Genomic DNA, 14,976 nt, shown 5'->3' on the forward strand with positions numbered 1-14,976 from the left:
GCACCGCATGGACCCGGCCGGTGGCTGCCCGCACGCGGCCAACGCCCGGCTGCTCGCCGAGAACGCGGTGGCCGAGGTCGTCCTGCCCGGCGACGTCCCGGCCATGGCCGTCCTGGGGCACGAGGCACTCAAGGAGTTCCTCGCCCGGCCCGACGTCGCCAAGGGGGCGGCGCACTTCGCCGCGCTCCAGGCCGGTGAGATACCCGACGGCTGGCCGCTGAAGACCTTCGCCACCGTGCAGGGGATGACCACCGCCGACGGGGACGACCACCGCAGGCTGCGGTCGCTGGTGAGCAAGGCGTTCACCGCCCGCCGGGTGGAGGCGCTGCGGCCGAGGATCGCCACGGTGACCGCCGAGCTGCTCGACGGCCTCGCCGACGCGGCCGCGGCGGGCGGCGGAGTCGCCGATCTGCGCACCCACTTCGCGCTCCCGCTGCCGATGGGCGTGATCTGCGAACTCCTCGGCGTGGACGCCGAGCACCAGGACCGGCTGCACCATCTGTCGAACCAGGTCGTGAGCACCTCCATCGGTCCCGAGGAGGCGATGGCCGCCAACCGCGAGATGGTGGAACTCCTCGCCACGGTGGCCGCGACCCGTATGCAGGACCCCGGCACCGATCTGACCAGCGCGCTGATCGCGGCCCGCGAGGAGGACGGCGACCGGCTCAGCCGCCAGGAGCTGATCGGCACCCTGCTGCTGATGATCATCGCGGGTCACGAGACCACGCTGAACCTGATCACCAACGCCGTGCGCGCCCTGTGCACCCACCGCGACCAGCTGGAGCTGGCGCAGTCCGGCAAGGCGGGCTGGGCGGACGTGGTGGAGGAGACGCTGCGCTGGGACAGCCCGGTCAGCTTCTTCCCGTTCCGCTATCCCACCCGCGACATCACGCTGGACGGGACCGTGATCCCCCAGGGGACACCGGTGCTGGCCGGGTACTCGGCGGCCGGCCGCGACGCGGCCGCGCACGGGCCGGACGCGGACCGCTTCGACATCACGCGCACCGCCGCGACCCGGCATCTCTCCCTCGGTCACGGCGCGCACTACTGTCTGGGCGCGCCGCTGGCCCGGATGGAGGCGACGATCGCGCTGGAGCAGCTGTTCACCCGCTTCCCGCAGCTGGACCTCGCGGTGCCCGACGGCGAACTGCCGCGCCACGCCAGCTTCGTGGGCAACAGCGTGCAGAAGCTCCCGGTGCGGCCGGGGGGCTGACACGGCGGGTCGGGGCGCGGTTCCAGCGGGTACGGCAGCCCGGCAGCCCCCGCGCCTCGCTCAGCGCAGCGCCGCGTCCACCGCGGCCTGCGCGTGCAGCCGGGTCGTCGGGAACACCGGCACCGGGCTGTCCCCGGCCCCGATCAGCAGCTCGATCTCGGTGCAGCCGAGGATGACGCCCTCCGCGCCCTCCGCGACCAGTGCGGCGATGACCTCCTGGTAGGCGGTACGGGACTCCTCGCGTACGACACCGAGGCAGAGCTCCTCGTAGATCACCCGGTGCACCAGAGCGCGCCCTGCGGCGTCCGGGACGATGACGTCGAGCCCGTGCCCCGCGAGCCGGTCGCGGTAGAAGTCCTGCTCCATGGTGAAGGCGGTGCCGAGCAGCCCGACCTTGCCGAGGCCCGCGGACCGTACGGCGTCGGCGGTGGCGTCCCCCAGGTGCAGCAGCGGGACGGAAACGGCCGCTTCGACCTGCCCCGCCACCTTGTGCATGGTGTTGGTGCAGATCAGCAGGAGTTCGGCGCCCGCGGCCTCCAGCCCCTTCGCGGCGTCGGCGAGGATCTCGCCCGCCCGCTCCCACTCCCCCGCGGCCTGAAGCTCCTCGATGTCGGCGAAGTCGACGGAGTGCAGTACGCACCGGGCGGAGTGCAGACCGCCGAGCCTCTCGCGGACGAACTCGTTGAGAAGCCGGTAGTACTCCGCGCTGGATTCCCAGCTCATGCCGCCGATCAGCCCGATGGTCCTCATCGCTTCACTGTGCCAGCCCCGCGGGCGGCGGGGCGAGCTGCGGCCCCCGGCCGGGGTGACCGACACTGGAGGGCATGTCTGAGGTCATCGCCGTCACCGGAGCCGGCGGCCGCATCGGCGGCCGTGTCGCACGTCGTCTCGCCGAACAGGGCGCCGCGGTGCGTCTGTTGGGACGGGATCCGGCGCGACTGCCACGGATCGCGGGGTCATCGATCGCGCCGGGCGCCCCGTACGGGGACGGCGAGGCGATGCGCGGGGCGTGCGAGGGCACGGGAACCCTCTTCCTCGTCTCCGCGCACGAGGCGCGGGACCGGGTGAGGGAGCACACCACCGCCGTCGACGCGGCCGTCGCGGCGGGCGTCGGCCGGATCGTGTATGTGTCCTTCCTCGGTGCCTCGCCGGACGCCACGTTCACCTTCGCCCGCGACCACTGGCACACCGAGCAGCACATCCGGGCTTCGGGAGTACGCCACACCTTCCTGCGCGACAGCTTCTATCTGCTCGCACTGGCGTCGATGGCCGGGGCGGACGGGGTGATCCGCGGGCCGGCGGGCGAGGGACGGGTCTCGGCCGTCGCCCACGACGACATCGCGGACTCGGCGGTGAGCGTGCTGCTCGGGGAGGGCCACGACGGCCGGACGTACGACATCACCGGACCGGCGGCCCTCTCGCTGACCGAGGTGGCCGCCGAACTGAGCCGCGTCACCGGCCGCACGGTCCGCTACGAGAACGAGACCCGGCAGCAGGCCTACGCCTCACGCGCCGGCTACGGCGCCGAGGACTGGGAGGTGACCGGCTGGGTCACCTCCTACGAGGCCATCGCGAACGGGGAGATGGCCGAGGTCTCCGGCGCGGTGCCGGAGCTGACCGGGCGTCCCGCGCAGAGCCTCGCCCGCTACCTGGCCGAGAACCCGGACGCCTACCGGCACCTGACGCCCTGACGCCACACGTCGCTCACCAGCGGCACGCCGGGACGGTAGGCGAGATGGACATGGCTCGGCGCGTCGAGCAGGGCGATGTCCGCACGGGCGCCGGGCGCGATCCGGCCGATGTCGGTTCGGCGCAGGGCGGCCGCGCCGCCCGCGGTCGCCGACCAGATCGCCTCGTCCGGGGTCATCCCCATGTCGCGTACGGCGAGGGCGATGCAGAACGGCATCGACGAGGTGAACGACGAGCCCGGGTTGCAGTCGGTCGACAGCGCCACGGTGGCTCCCGCGTCGAGCAGCCGGCGCGCGTCCGGCCACACGGCCCGGGTCGAGAACTCCGCGCCGGGCAGCAGCGTGGCGACCGTACCGCCGCTCGCGAGCGCGTCGACGTCCGCGTCCGTGAGATGCGTGCAGTGGTCGGCGCTGGCCGCGTCGAGTTCGACGGCGAGCTGGACCCCGGGGCCGAAGCTGAGCTGGTTGGCGTGCACGCGGGGGATGAGGCCCTTCGCCCGGCCCGCCGTGAGGATCGCGCGTGCCTGGTCGCCGTCGAAGGCGCCTTTCTCGCAGAAGACGTCGATCCAGCGGGCGTGGGGCGCACAGGCGTCGAGCATCTCCCCAGTGACCAGGTCGACGTAGCCGGCGGGGTCGTCGGCGTAGTCGGGCGAGACGATGTGCGCGCCGAGGTAGGTGACCTCCTCGGTGTGCTGCGCGGCGATGCGCAGGGCGCGGGCCTCGTCGTGGGTGGTGAGGCCGTATCCGGACTTGGTCTCGAAGGTGGTCGTGCCCTGCCGCAGGGCCTCGTCGAGATAGCGGGTCAGATTCGCCTCGAGGGCGGCGTCGCTCGCGGCGCGGGTGGCGGCGACGGTGGTCCGGATGCCGCCGGCGGAGTAGGCGCGGCCGGACATGCGGGCGTTGAACTCCGCGGTGCGGTCGCCGCCGAAGACGAGGTGGGAGTGGGAGTCGACGAACCCGGGGATCACGGCGCGGCCGCCGGCGTCGAAGGCCTCGTCGGCGGCGGGGGCGTCCGCGGCCGCTCCGACCCACGCGATGCGGTCGCCGTCGATGACGACGGCGGCGTCGAGGACGAGGCCGAGGGGGGTGGCGTCGCCCTGGGCGGGGTCGTTGGTGACGAGGCTGCCGATATTGGTGACGAGCGTGCTCATGGGGTCCTCTCGGGTCGTTCCGTACCGGGGCGCATCCGGCCCCGCGCCCGCGGCGCCGGCGATGCCGGCGGCCGCGCGCGCTCAGGCGTTCCAGGCCTCAGGCCCTCAGCCCGGTGATCGCTTCCGCCAGGGCCGATGCCACGTCCGGAACCAGTGTGTGGGTGCCGGAGCGCACCACATGACGGCCCGCGACCACCGTGTCCCGTACATCCGCCGAGGTCGCGGCGAACACCGCCGTCTCCGCCGCCAGCCGCGCCACCGGGCCCGCCGTGCGGACCGAGTCCAGGGCCACGGTCGTGAAGTCGGCGAGCGCGCCGGTCTCCAGGCGTCCCGCCTCCTGCCAGCCCAGTGCCGCGTGCCCGTCGCCGGTTGCGGCCCGCAGCAGCGCCGCCGCCGTCCAGTGGCCCCGGGTCCGGGTCCGCAGGCGTTCGTTCAGCTCCATCGCCCGCGCCTCCTCCAGCAGGTCGATCACCGCGTGGCTGTCGCTGCCGAGCGAGAGGGGTGATCCGGCGCGCTGGAGGGCGGCGGCCGGGCCGATGCCGTCGGCAAGATCGCGTTCGGTGGTCGGGCACATGCAGGTGCCCGTGCCGGTGGAGCCGATGAGCGCGATGTCCTCGTCCGTCAGATGGGTGTTGTGCACGCCCGTCGTCCGGGGGCCGAGCACACCGTGGTCGGCGAGCAGCCGCGTCGGGGTGACGCCGTGCGCCGCGCGGCAGGCGTCGTTCTCGGCCGTCTGCTCGGAGAGATGGACGTGCAGCGGGGCCCGCCGGGCGGACGCCCAGGCGGCGACGGTCTCGAGCTGCGCCGCCGGCACCGCCCGTACGGAGTGGACGGCCGCGCCGATCCGCACCTGGTCGCTGTCCTTGAGCAGCGCGGCACGCGCCGCCCACGCGTCCGCGGTCTTGTCGGAGAACCGGAGCTGGTGGGCGTCGGGCGCCTTGCCGAAGCCGGACGACAGATAGGCCGTGTCGAGCAGGGTGATGCGGATGCCCGCGTCCGCGGCCGCCGCGATCAGGGCCTCGCCCATGGCGTTGGGGTCCGCGTACGGCACCCCGCCGTGCCCGTGGTGCAGATAGTGGAACTCGCCCACCGCGGTGATCCCCGCCAGCGCCATCTCCGCGTACACCGCCCGCGCCAACGCGTGGTACGTCTCCGGGGTCAGCCGGGACGACACCTGGTACATCACCTCGCGCCAGGTCCAGAACGTGCCCGAGCCGACCTGGACGGTGCCGCGCAGCGCCCGGTGGAAGGCGTGCGAGTGCGTATTGGCGAGGCCCGGCAGCGTCAGCCCGCGCAGCGCCACGGCGCCGGGCTCCGGTGCCCCGACGCCGGTGCGGACGGCCACGATCCGGCCGTCTCGCACGTCCAGTGCCACACCCGGCTCGACATAGCTGTCCAGCCAGGCGTGCTCGGCCCAGTACGTCGTCAGCGGCACGCGAGACCCTCCAGTACGTCGGCGAGCGCCAGTACCCCGGCCACGCAGTCCTCCTCGGCCGCGAACTCGGCCGGGGAGTGCGAGACACCCGTGGGGTTCCGTACGAACAGCATGGCGGTCGGGACCGAGCCGGAGAGGATTCCGGCGTCGTGTCCCGCGCCCGTGCCGAGGACGGGCACCCGTCCGCCGAGGATCCGGTTCAGCTCGTCGCGCAGGGCGTGCTCGAACTCGACGACTGGCGTGAAGGACTCCCGTACGACGGTGAGGTCGACGCCGTCGCGCTGGGCGCGCTCCTTGGCGGCCTGCTCGACCGCGGCGACGACGGTGTCGAGGGTGGCCTGGTCGGCGGCGCGTGAGTCCAGCCAGCCGCGCACCAGTGACGGGATGGCGTTGACGCCGTTCGGTTCGACGGAGATCTTGCCGAAGGTGGCGACCGCGCCGGCGAGTTCGGCCTCGCGACGGGCGGCCAGGACGGTCTCCGCGTACGTCAGCATCGGGTCGCGGCGGTCCACGAGGCGGGTGGTGCCGGCGTGGTTCGCCTCGCCGTGGAAGTCGAACCGCCAGCGGCCGTGCGGCCAGATGGCGGAGGCGATGCCCACCGCGTCGCCGGACAGGTCGAGCGCGCGGCCCTGTTCGACGTGCAGCTCGACGAACGCCCCGATCCGGGCGAGCCGCTCCGGGTCGGGCCCGATCGTCTCGGGGTCGTAGCCCGCCGCCTCCATGGCCTCGGGCAGCGAGACGCCGTCGCCGTCCCGGAGCTGATACGCCGTCTCCTTGGTCAGCTGCCCGGCGCTGAGCCGGGAGCCGACGCAGGCGAGGCCGAAGCGGGCGCCCTCCTCGTCACCGAAGTTGGTGACGGCCACCGGCCGGGTGAACTCCGCTCCCCTGCGACGGAGTTCGTCGAGCGCGGCGAAGGAGGACACCACACCGAGCGGGCCGTCGAAGGCTCCGCCGTCGGGGACGGAGTCGAGGTGCGAGCCCGTCACGACGGCGTTGCCGGCCTGGGGGTCGCCGTGCCAGGCCCACTGGTTGCCGTTGCGGTCGGTCTCGTAGGCGAGGCCGCGGGCCTCGGCCTGCTCCTGGAACCAGGTCCGGCAGTCGGCATCGGCCCCGGTCCACGCGTGGCGCCGGTAGCCCTTGGTCTCCGCGTGCCGCCCCACGGGGGCGAGCTCGGCCCACATCGAGTGGAACGAGCCACCGGCGTCGCTCACGCCTCCTCCCGCATCGGGACGCGGACGCCCTTGTCGTCGGCGACGGACTCGGCGATGTCGTAGCCCGCGTCGACGTGCCGGATGACGCCCATGCCCGGGTCGTTCGTCAGCACGCGGCGGATCTTCTCGCCCGCGAGCTTGGTGCCGTCGGCCACCGAGACCTGGCCGGCGTGGATGGAGCGGCCCATGCCGACACCGCCGCCGTGGTGGATGGAGACCCAGGACGCACCGGAGGCGACGTTGACCATCGCGTTCAGCAGCGGCCAGTCCGCGATGGCGTCCGAGCCGTCGAGCATGGCCTCGGTCTCGCGGTACGGGGACGCCACCGAGCCGCAGTCCAGGTGGTCGCGGCCGATCGCGAGGGGGGCGGCCAGCTCGCCGCTCGCCACCATGTCGTTGAACCGCTCGCCGGCGCGGTCCCGCTCGCCGTAGCCGAGCCAGCAGATACGGGCCGGGAGGCCCTGGAAGTGGACCCGCTCGCCGGCCATCTTGATCCAGCGGTGCAGCGACTCGTTCTCGGGGAAGAGCTCGAGCATCGCCTTGTCGGTCTTGTGGATGTCCGAGGCCTCGCCGGACAGGGCCGCCCAGCGGAAGGGACCCTTGCCCTCGCAGAACAGCGGCCGGATGTAGGCGGGCACGAAGCCGGGGAAGTCGAACGCCCGGTCGTAACCGGCCAGTTGGGCCTCACCGCGGATGGAGTTGCCGTAGTCGAAGACCTCGGCACCGGCGTCCATGAAACCGACCATCGCCTCGACGTGCCGGGCCATGGACTCCCGGGCGCGCTGGGTGAAGTCGGCGGGCTTCTCGGCGGCGTAGGAGGCCATGTCGTCGAAGTCGACGCCGAGCGGCAGGTACGCCAGCGGGTCGTGCGCCGAGGTCTGGTCGGTCACGATGTCGACGGGCGCGCCCTCGGCGAGCATCCGCGGCAGCAGCTCCGCCGCGTTGCCGAGGAGGCCGATGGAGAGCGGGCGGCGGGCGTCCCGCGCCTCGGTCGCCAGCTGGAGCGCGTGCTCCAGGGAGTCGGCGCGCACGTCCAGGTAGCGGTGCTCGATACGGCGGTCGATGGCGCGCGGGTCGACGTCGATGCAGATCGCGACGCCGTCGTTCATGGTCACGGCGAGCGGCTGGGCGCCGCCCATGCCGCCGAGGCCGGCGGTGAGGGTGATCGTCCCGGCGAGGGTGCCGCCGAACTTCTTGGCCGCGACCGCGGCGAAGGTCTCGTACGTGCCCTGGAGGATGCCCTGGGTGCCGATGTAGATCCAGGAGCCGGCCGTCATCTGGCCGTACATCGTGAGGCCGAGGGACTCCAGGCGCCGGAACTCCTCCCAGTTCGCCCAGTCGCCGACCAGGTTGGAGTTGGCGATGAGCACACGCGGGGCCCACTCGTGCGTCTGCATGACGCCGACGGGGCGGCCGGACTGGACGAGCATCGTCTCGTCCTGCTTGAGCGTCCGCAGCGTGCGCACCATGGCGTCGTAGGAGCGCCAGTCGCGGGCGGCCTTGCCGGTGCCGCCGTAGACGACGAGCTTGTCGGGGTGCTCGGCGACCTCGGGGTCGAGGTTGTTCTGCAGCATGCGGAGGGCGGCTTCCTGCTGCCATCCCAGGGCGCTCAGTTCCGTACCGCGCGGTGCCCGTACCGGAGTGGAGGGCGGCCCGGAGGGCCTCGGCTGAGGGCGGTGGTGGGGGACGGGTGGGAGGGGTCCTGACATGGCGATGCCTCCTCGCGACTGCGACTGCGACTGCTGGTGCGACGGTGAATGTTGCCGCTTCTATTCACATCCTGGAGGTCTGAATAGTCTTAGTCAACAGCTGCACCCGGTCCCGCCGGATGATTGGCTGGCACACATGTCTTCCGAACGCCGGGACCGAGCCGTACGAGCAGCCGTCGAGCAGGGCCTTCTCACCGAGGAGCAACCCGTCGCGGCCCTCCTCGACGTGGCCGGGATCCGCACCGGTGCCGCCGCCCTGCGGGACGCCTTCGCCGCCGTGACCGACGCGCCCGTGCTGCACGCCTTCGCGGTGAAGGCCGCGCCCCTCGTGCCCGTGCTGGCGCTGCTCGACGACGAGGGCATCGGGGCGGAGGTCGCGAGCCCCGGCGAGCTGGCGCTGGCCCGGGCCGCGGGTGTACGCCCCGAGCGCATCGTGCTCGACTCCCCCGCCAAGACCCCCGCCGAGCTGCGCGAGGCCCTCGCCCTCGGCATCGCGGTCAACGCCGACAACCCCCAGGAACTCGCGCGCATCGACGCCCTCGTACGGTCGGCGGGCAGCACGTCACCGGTCGGACTGCGCGTCAACCCCCAGGTCGGCTCAGGGGCCATCGAAGCGCTCTCCACCGCCACGGCCACCTCGAAGTTCGGCGTCGCGCTGCGCGACGAGGGCGCCCGCGAGAGCGTCGTCCGCGCGTATCTCGACCGGCCCTGGCTGACCCGGCTGCACACGCACACGGGCTCGCAGGGCGTACCTCTGGCGCTGATGGCGGAGGGCGTCGCCGCGGCGTACGACCTCGCCGAGGAGATCAACCGGACCGCCGGCCGGCAGCAGATCGACACCCTGGACATCGGCGGCGGGCTTCCGGTCAACTTCGCCTCCGACGAGCAGACCCCGTCCTTCGCCGAGTACGCACGGCTGCTCCGGGAGCGGGTGCCGGGGCTGCTCGACGGCCGCTACGGCCTGGTGACCGAATTCGGCCGGTCGCTGCTCGCCAAGCACGGGCTGATCCTGGCCCGCGTCGAGTACACCAAGACCTCGGGCGGGCGGCCCGTCGCGGTCACCCACGCCGGCGTGCAGGTCGCCACCCGTACCGTCTACGACCCTGCGTCCTGGCCGCTGCGCATCGAGGCCTACGACGCCAAGGGGCGGCCCCGGACGGGCGAGAGCGTCGTGCAGGATGTCGCGGGACCGGCCTGCTTCGCCGGGGACCTGCTGGCCGAGGCCCGGGCGCTGCCGCGGCTGGAGCAGGGCGATGTGATCGCCGCGCTCGACACCGGCGCGTACTACTTCTCCAGCCACTACGGCTACAACAGCCTGCCGCGGCCCGGGGTGCACGGGTACACCGCCGGCCCGGACGACGCGGTGCGGTTCTCGGTCGTGCGGGCTCCGCAGACCATGGCCGAGATCGTCGCCGAGTCGGGCGGCGCGCGGCCGGACGCGCTGCTGTAGTCCGTGGCGGGCGGCCGGGGGGCGATTGTCGTACCCGGCTGCTTTCCTGTGAGCATGGCCAACACGAGTGTTGTCGTCGAGCGCCGGATCGCGGCCCCGCAGGCCGCCGTCTGGGACGCCCTGACGGATCTGGAGAACGCGCCGAAGGTGCTGAGCGGTGTGGACGCGGTGGAGGTGCTCTCCCCCGGCCCGTTCGGCGTCGGCACCCGGTGGCGCGAGACCCGGCGCATGATGGGCAAGCAGGCGACCGAGGAGATCTACGTGACGGCGAGCGAGCCGCCCGCCCGCTATGTGGCGGAGGCGGACTCGCAGGGCGCGCACTACGTCTCGGAGTTCCTGCTGCGGGCGGAGGGTCCGGACGCGACGCAGGTGCGGATGACCTTCAGCGCCGAGCCGCCCGGAGGGTTCGCCGGGCTGCTGGCCAAGGTCCTCGGTCCGCTCGGCGCGCGGGCGGTGGCCAAGGCGATCGCGAAGGACCTCGACGACGTGGCGGCCGCGGTGGAGGGCCGCAGCACCTGATCCGGGGCGCGGCCTCTTCCCCGGACAGGGCGCGCGGACTCCCCCTGGCCTCGCGGCCTCTTCCCCGGACCGGGCGCGCGAACTCCTCCCGGCCAGGGCGGGCTCTCCCCCGGACAGGCGTGTTCGGCGCCCCGGAGGCATCACCCGCGCCGGACCGGGCACACCTCAACCCACACCGAACTCCGGGGGAGGCTGCCGTGACCACCGAATCGTCCCAGGCTTCCGAGGTTCCGGGCGGAGACAGTCCGCTCAAGCGAGCCATCGGGCCCAAGCTGCTGATCCTCTTCGTGATCGGCGACATCCTGGGCACCGGCATCTACGCCACGACCGGCAAGGTCGCCGGCAAGGTCGGCGGTGCGCTGTGGCTGCCGTTCGTCATCGGGTTCGTCGTCGCGATCCTCACGGCCGCGTCGTACGTCGAGCTCGTCGGCAAGTACCCGAAGGCCGCCGGAGCCGCGCTCTACACCCAGAAGGCGTTCAAGGTCCCGTTCCTGACCTTCATCATCGCCTTCATGGTGATGTGCTCCGGGCTGTCGTCCGCGAGCGCGGCGGCCCGGGCGTTCAGCGGGGACTACTTCCAGGAGTTCACCGACGCCATCCCGGCCACCCTCATCGCCATCCTCTTCATCCTCGCGCTGGCCGCGCTCAATCTGCGTGGTGTGTCGGAGTCGGTGAAGACCAATGTCGTGCTCACCATCGTCGAGCTGACCGGCCTGCTGATCATCCTCGTGATCGGCGCCTGGGCGGTGCTGACCGGCGAGGGTGACCCGTCCCGGCTGACCGAGTTCCAGGCGAGCGGCACGGGATACGCGCTGATCACCAGCGTGCTCGGCGCCACGGCCCTCGGATTCTTCGCCTTCGTCGGCTTCGAGGACTCGGTCAACATGGCCGAGGAGACCAAGGACCCCGTGCGCACCTTCCCCCGGGCGATCTTCATCGGTGTCGGTGTCACGGGCACGATCTATGTGCTGGTCGCGCTGGCGTCCTCGCTGCTGGTCGACTACAAGACGCTGGAGAAGTCCAGCGGGCCCCTGCTGGAGGTGGTCGAGGCCGGCGGCGTGGCCTTCCCGCCCAAACTCTTCGCCCTCATCGCGCTGTTCGCGGTCACCAACTCCGCGCTGATCAACATCATGATGGCCTCGCGGCTCTGTTACGGCATGGCCAACGAACGCATCCTGCCGCGGGCGATGGCCAAGGTCCTGCCCCAGCGCCGCACCCCCATCGTCGGCATCGTCTTCGTCTCGGCGCTGGCGATCGGGCTGGTGTCGACGGGCGAGATCGAAGGGCTCGGCGACACCACGGCATTCCTGCTGCTGTGCGTCTTCGCGGTGGTCAACGTGGCCGTTCTGGTGCTGCGCAAGACCCCTGTCGAGCACTCCCACTTCCGCGCCCCCACCGTGCTGCCGGTGCTCGGTGCGATCACCTCGCTGATCCTGGCCAGTCCGCTGGCCGACCGTGACGCCGAGGTCTACATCCGGGCGGGCGTGCTGATCGCGATCGGCATCGGACTGTGGGCGGTCAACAAGCTCGTGATGAAGGCGGGCGGCGAGGACACCGCCTGATCCGTACGGCTGCCGCCGGCAGAGTCCGGCCATCGAAGCGCGGACCTTATCGGGACCGAGGCATGTTCCGATGGAAAATGCCCCAACTCCCCCCGACAGTAGCCACGTTGCGTAACCTCCCGGTCACTGGCGCACAACAGTGCGCGGAACGCCGAGGCGGGGAGGGGAGTCGGCGTGCCCGGAATCGACGAGTGCCTGCTGGAAGCCATGCTGGTGCCCGGTGCGCGCGGGGCGTCCATCGTGGACTGGATCAGCGGGCTCGCGCTCGGCACCGTCGGTGAAGCGGCCGGGCCCGATCACGAGACCACCGCGGCCGAGACGGCCGAGGTGGCCCGCATGGCCACCGAGTACACCGCAGTCGTCGCCCAGGAGCCCAGCATGCTCGGCGGCGACGGCGGACGGGATCTCGACGGCGGCGGCACGGAGCCGCTCAAGGACGACGGGCTGATCGTCGAGGACCTCATCGTCACCACCCGCACCTGCTATCACCTGGTGCGGTTCGTGGACACCACCGTCGACAGCAGCGTCTTCCTCCATCTGTGGCTCGACCGGGACCTGGGCAATCTCGCGCTGGCCCGCATCCGTCTTCAGCACCTCGCGGAGGGGCTGGTGCTCGGATGAGAGCGGCCGTGTCCCCGATGCTCGTCAGACTCGCGGACGAGCGCGCCACCGGCGTCCTCGTCCGTGACCACGGAGTGCTCTATCTTGCCGACGGCGAGGTCGTGCACGCCGAGAGCCCCGAAGCGCCCGGCCTCGACGTCCTGCTGACGGCGAGCGGCCGGCTGCGGCCGGACAGCTGGGCCGAGGCGGTCGCCCGGGCGGGCGCGCGCCACGAGGTCGCCCGCTTTCTCGTCGACAGCGGCCAGGTACCCGGCGGCGAGCTGGAGATCTGCCATCTCGCCGCCGTGTTCGACGCCGCGTTCTTCGCGCTCGCGCCGACCAGCGGCCCGACCCGGTTCCGCTACGGGGTGGTCCACTGGATCGGCCGGGTGCGGCCGGTACCCACCCGGGTCGTCGAACGGGAGGCCCGGCGGCGATCGATGCTGCTGAACGCCGTGTGGCCGCACCCGGCGGTCGACACGGCGCCGGTGGCGCGCAGCCGCCACCTCGCGGGACGGGCGGTCAGCCCCCGCCGGCGGTCACTGCTCGACCTGGCCGACGGCGTACGGACCCCGTCCGCCATCGCCCGGGAACTGGGCCGTCCCGCCTTCAACACCCTCATCGAGATACGGCGGCTGGCCGCCGAGGGACTCATCGGCACACCGGAGGAGTCCGCGGCACCCGCAGCCCCACCCGTCAGCGCCAACGCCGTGCGGACGGGGGGCCAGGAGCCGTCCTCGGCACTGGATTCCGCCATGCTCCGCCGGCTCCGTGACGCCCTGGAGGCCACGCTGTGACGCCCCGCTCCGCCCACCAGGTCCATTGCTGCACGTCATGAGGCGCGCGATGAGGCTGCGCGCAGAAAGGAGACAGCTCATGACGGCCACGGCGGATGTGCTCGCCGAACTGAAGCGGCTGCGCCTGCGGGTGCCGCAGCTGACGGGCGCACTCGCCGCCACCGCGGACGGTCTCGTGCTGGCGTCCGACACCGCCGACGCGGAGAGCGTCGCCGCACTCACCGCCGCCGCGCTCGGCGTCGGGGTGCGGCTGACCGAGGCCACCGGACAGGGGAGCTTCTGCGAGCTGCTGGTCCGGGGCGACCGGGGGTACGTCGCGACCTACGCGGCGGGCTCCTCGGCCGTCCTCACCCTCCTGGCCGAGCCACGCATCAACGTGGGACGGCTCCATCTCGAGGCCCGCCGTTCCGGCGTTCGCGTCGGAGAACTGGTCGACGGCGCCCTCGAACGACCGGAGAACACCTGACCCATGACCGACACACCATCACGCACACCCAGCAGACGGAAAGGAAGTGCGCATCTCATGGCCAACACCGAACGCGCCCTCAAGGAAGCCACCACTGTCATCGAGGGCGCCATCGGCGCCGCACTCGTCGACTACACCAGCGGAATGGCGCTGGGCACGGTCGGCGGCGGAAAGGACCTGGACCTCTCGGTCGCCGCCGCAGGCAACACCGATGTGGTGCGCGCCAAGGTCCGCACCATGGAGCAGCTCGGACTCAAGGACGGCATCGAGGACATCCTGATCACCCTCGGGACGCAGTACCACCTGATCCGGCTGATGAAGGGCCGGGGAACGAACGGCCTGTTCCTCTACCTGGCGCTCGACAAGGAGCGGTCGAACCTCGCCATGGCCCGCCACCAGCTGAAGAAGATCGAGGCGGAGCTGGAACTCTGACCGGCCGCGGCGCCGCCGTCCGCCCCCGTGGGCGCTCAGCGGCGCCGCGCCCCTCCGGGCGAGGCGTCCCCCGCCGCGATGCCCGTGCTCCGGAATCCCTTGACCGGCCTGCCGACCGGGCCCCTCGCGGTCCAGTCGGACCGCAGCCACAGCAGTGTCTCGGCGCGTCTCTCCCGGTGGCCCAGCCACCCGGCCTTGGCCCACAGCCCGGCTCCCGCGCCCGCCAGCACCGCACCACCCGCGGCGGGCAGCGCGAACGAGGTGCCGACCGCGAGGGCGAAGGCCCCGAGCAACTGCCACCGGTGCGCGCGTCGCCAGGCCCGCACCGTCACCCGGCGGTCCTGGAGGTAGTCGGTGCGCCCGGCGCGAGTGGCGGCCTCGGCGAAGTGCACGTACCGCCTCCGCCGTACGAGGGCGACCGCGGCGGCCGTGACGATGAACAGCGCCGCCCCGGCGAGCACCCCGATCCGGCGTCCGGTGAGCCCCGGCACGAGAAGTCCGATGCCCGCGGCGAACACCCCCAGCCACCACAGGGGCGCCGCCCCGGCCCGTACGACCACCGCCACCCTCACCAGAGACTGCGCCCCGCGCCCCACGTCCGGTCCCCTTCCGCGCATCCCTCGGGCAGATGCCCTTCGGGCGCGGAGACTAGCGGCGGATTCTGAAGACAGCGTGAGAGAAGACAGCGTGAGGAGGGCCGGGCCCGATCGCACCCGGCCGGCCGGTGTCCTGCGCGGAGAACG

The 14,976-nt window shown here is 72.6% G+C and carries 15 protein-coding genes; 9 read left to right on the forward strand and 6 right to left on the reverse strand.

Annotation, left to right across the window (positions count from 1 at the left end):
• The first annotated feature begins 7 nt into the window (after positions 1–7).
• A complete protein-coding gene (locus tag OHA05_RS14355; RefSeq protein ID WP_328863393.1) occupies positions 8–1,213 on the forward strand; it encodes a cytochrome P450 family protein in 1,206 nt (401 codons plus the stop codon).
• A 60-nt stretch (positions 1,214–1,273) separates the two neighbouring features.
• Here the strand turns inward: OHA05_RS14355 and OHA05_RS14360 are convergent, their stop codons facing one another.
• Entirely contained in the window at positions 1,274–1,963 is a 690-nt protein-coding gene (locus OHA05_RS14360; RefSeq protein ID WP_328860777.1) for an aspartate/glutamate racemase family protein, read from the reverse strand.
• Positions 1,964–2,037: 74 nt separating this feature from the next.
• On the opposite strand from OHA05_RS14360, the gene OHA05_RS14365 reads away from it, so the two are divergent.
• Positions 2,038–2,904 (forward strand): SDR family oxidoreductase, encoded by an 867-nt coding sequence (locus OHA05_RS14365; RefSeq protein WP_328860778.1) that lies wholly within the window; start codon positions 2,038–2,040, stop codon positions 2,902–2,904.
• Here OHA05_RS14365 and hutI read toward each other — a convergent pair.
• From hutI to hutU, 4 genes are all read right to left on the reverse strand, one after another.
• Positions 2,883–4,052 (reverse strand): imidazolonepropionase, encoded by a 1,170-nt coding sequence (gene hutI / locus OHA05_RS14370; protein ID WP_313945929.1) that lies wholly within the window; start codon positions 4,050–4,052, stop codon positions 2,883–2,885. The genes OHA05_RS14365 and hutI overlap by 22 nt on opposite strands.
• A gap of 97 nt (positions 4,053–4,149) precedes the next feature.
• Complete coding sequence (locus OHA05_RS14375; RefSeq protein ID WP_328860779.1) at positions 4,150–5,487, reverse strand: formimidoylglutamate deiminase; 1,338 nt, start codon at positions 5,485–5,487, stop codon at positions 4,150–4,152.
• A complete protein-coding gene (locus OHA05_RS14380; protein WP_328863394.1) occupies positions 5,478–6,668 on the reverse strand; it encodes an allantoate amidohydrolase in 1,191 nt (396 codons plus the stop codon). The genes OHA05_RS14375 and OHA05_RS14380 overlap by 10 nt, the downstream gene beginning before the upstream one ends.
• Before the next feature lie 26 nt (positions 6,669–6,694).
• Entirely contained in the window at positions 6,695–8,407 is a 1,713-nt protein-coding gene (gene hutU, locus OHA05_RS14385; RefSeq protein ID WP_313945927.1) for a urocanate hydratase, read from the reverse strand.
• A gap of 136 nt (positions 8,408–8,543) precedes the next feature.
• Here hutU and OHA05_RS14390 point away from each other — a divergent pair, with 136 nt between their 5' ends.
• From OHA05_RS14390 to OHA05_RS14420, 7 genes are all read left to right on the forward strand, one after another.
• Entirely contained in the window at positions 8,544–9,857 is a 1,314-nt protein-coding gene (locus OHA05_RS14390; RefSeq protein WP_328860780.1) for a diaminopimelate decarboxylase, read from the forward strand.
• A 54-nt stretch (positions 9,858–9,911) separates the two neighbouring features.
• A complete protein-coding gene (locus OHA05_RS14395; protein ID WP_328860781.1) occupies positions 9,912–10,376 on the forward strand; it encodes an SRPBCC family protein in 465 nt (154 codons plus the stop codon).
• A 197-nt stretch (positions 10,377–10,573) separates the two neighbouring features.
• A complete protein-coding gene (locus OHA05_RS14400; RefSeq protein WP_328860782.1) occupies positions 10,574–11,938 on the forward strand; it encodes an APC family permease in 1,365 nt (454 codons plus the stop codon).
• 174 nt (positions 11,939–12,112) lie between these two features.
• Positions 12,113–12,559 (forward strand): hypothetical protein, encoded by a 447-nt coding sequence (locus OHA05_RS14405; protein ID WP_313945923.1) that lies wholly within the window; start codon positions 12,113–12,115, stop codon positions 12,557–12,559.
• Positions 12,560–12,576: 17 nt separating this feature from the next.
• On the forward strand, positions 12,577–13,335 hold the full coding sequence (locus OHA05_RS14410; RefSeq protein WP_313948977.1) for a transcriptional regulator: 759 nt from the start codon (positions 12,577–12,579) through the stop codon (positions 13,333–13,335).
• Between the two features lie 79 nt (positions 13,336–13,414).
• Entirely contained in the window at positions 13,415–13,801 is a 387-nt protein-coding gene (locus OHA05_RS14415; RefSeq protein WP_313945922.1) for a roadblock/LC7 domain-containing protein, read from the forward strand.
• 57 nt (positions 13,802–13,858) lie between these two features.
• Positions 13,859–14,233: a hypothetical protein gene (locus OHA05_RS14420; RefSeq protein WP_313945921.1), complete on the forward strand. Its 375-nt coding sequence runs from the start codon at positions 13,859–13,861 to the stop codon at positions 14,231–14,233.
• A 35-nt stretch (positions 14,234–14,268) separates the two neighbouring features.
• Here the strand turns inward: OHA05_RS14420 and OHA05_RS14425 are convergent, their stop codons facing one another.
• Positions 14,269–14,829, reverse strand: a complete 561-nt coding sequence (locus OHA05_RS14425; protein WP_328860783.1) for a hypothetical protein — start codon at positions 14,827–14,829, stop codon at positions 14,269–14,271.
• Between the last annotated feature and the right edge of the window lie 147 nt (positions 14,830–14,976).

The sequence above is a fragment of the Streptomyces sp. NBC_00306 genome (assembly GCF_036169555.1).
GTDB lineage: Bacteria > Actinomycetota > Actinomycetes > Streptomycetales > Streptomycetaceae > Streptomyces > Streptomyces achmelvichensis.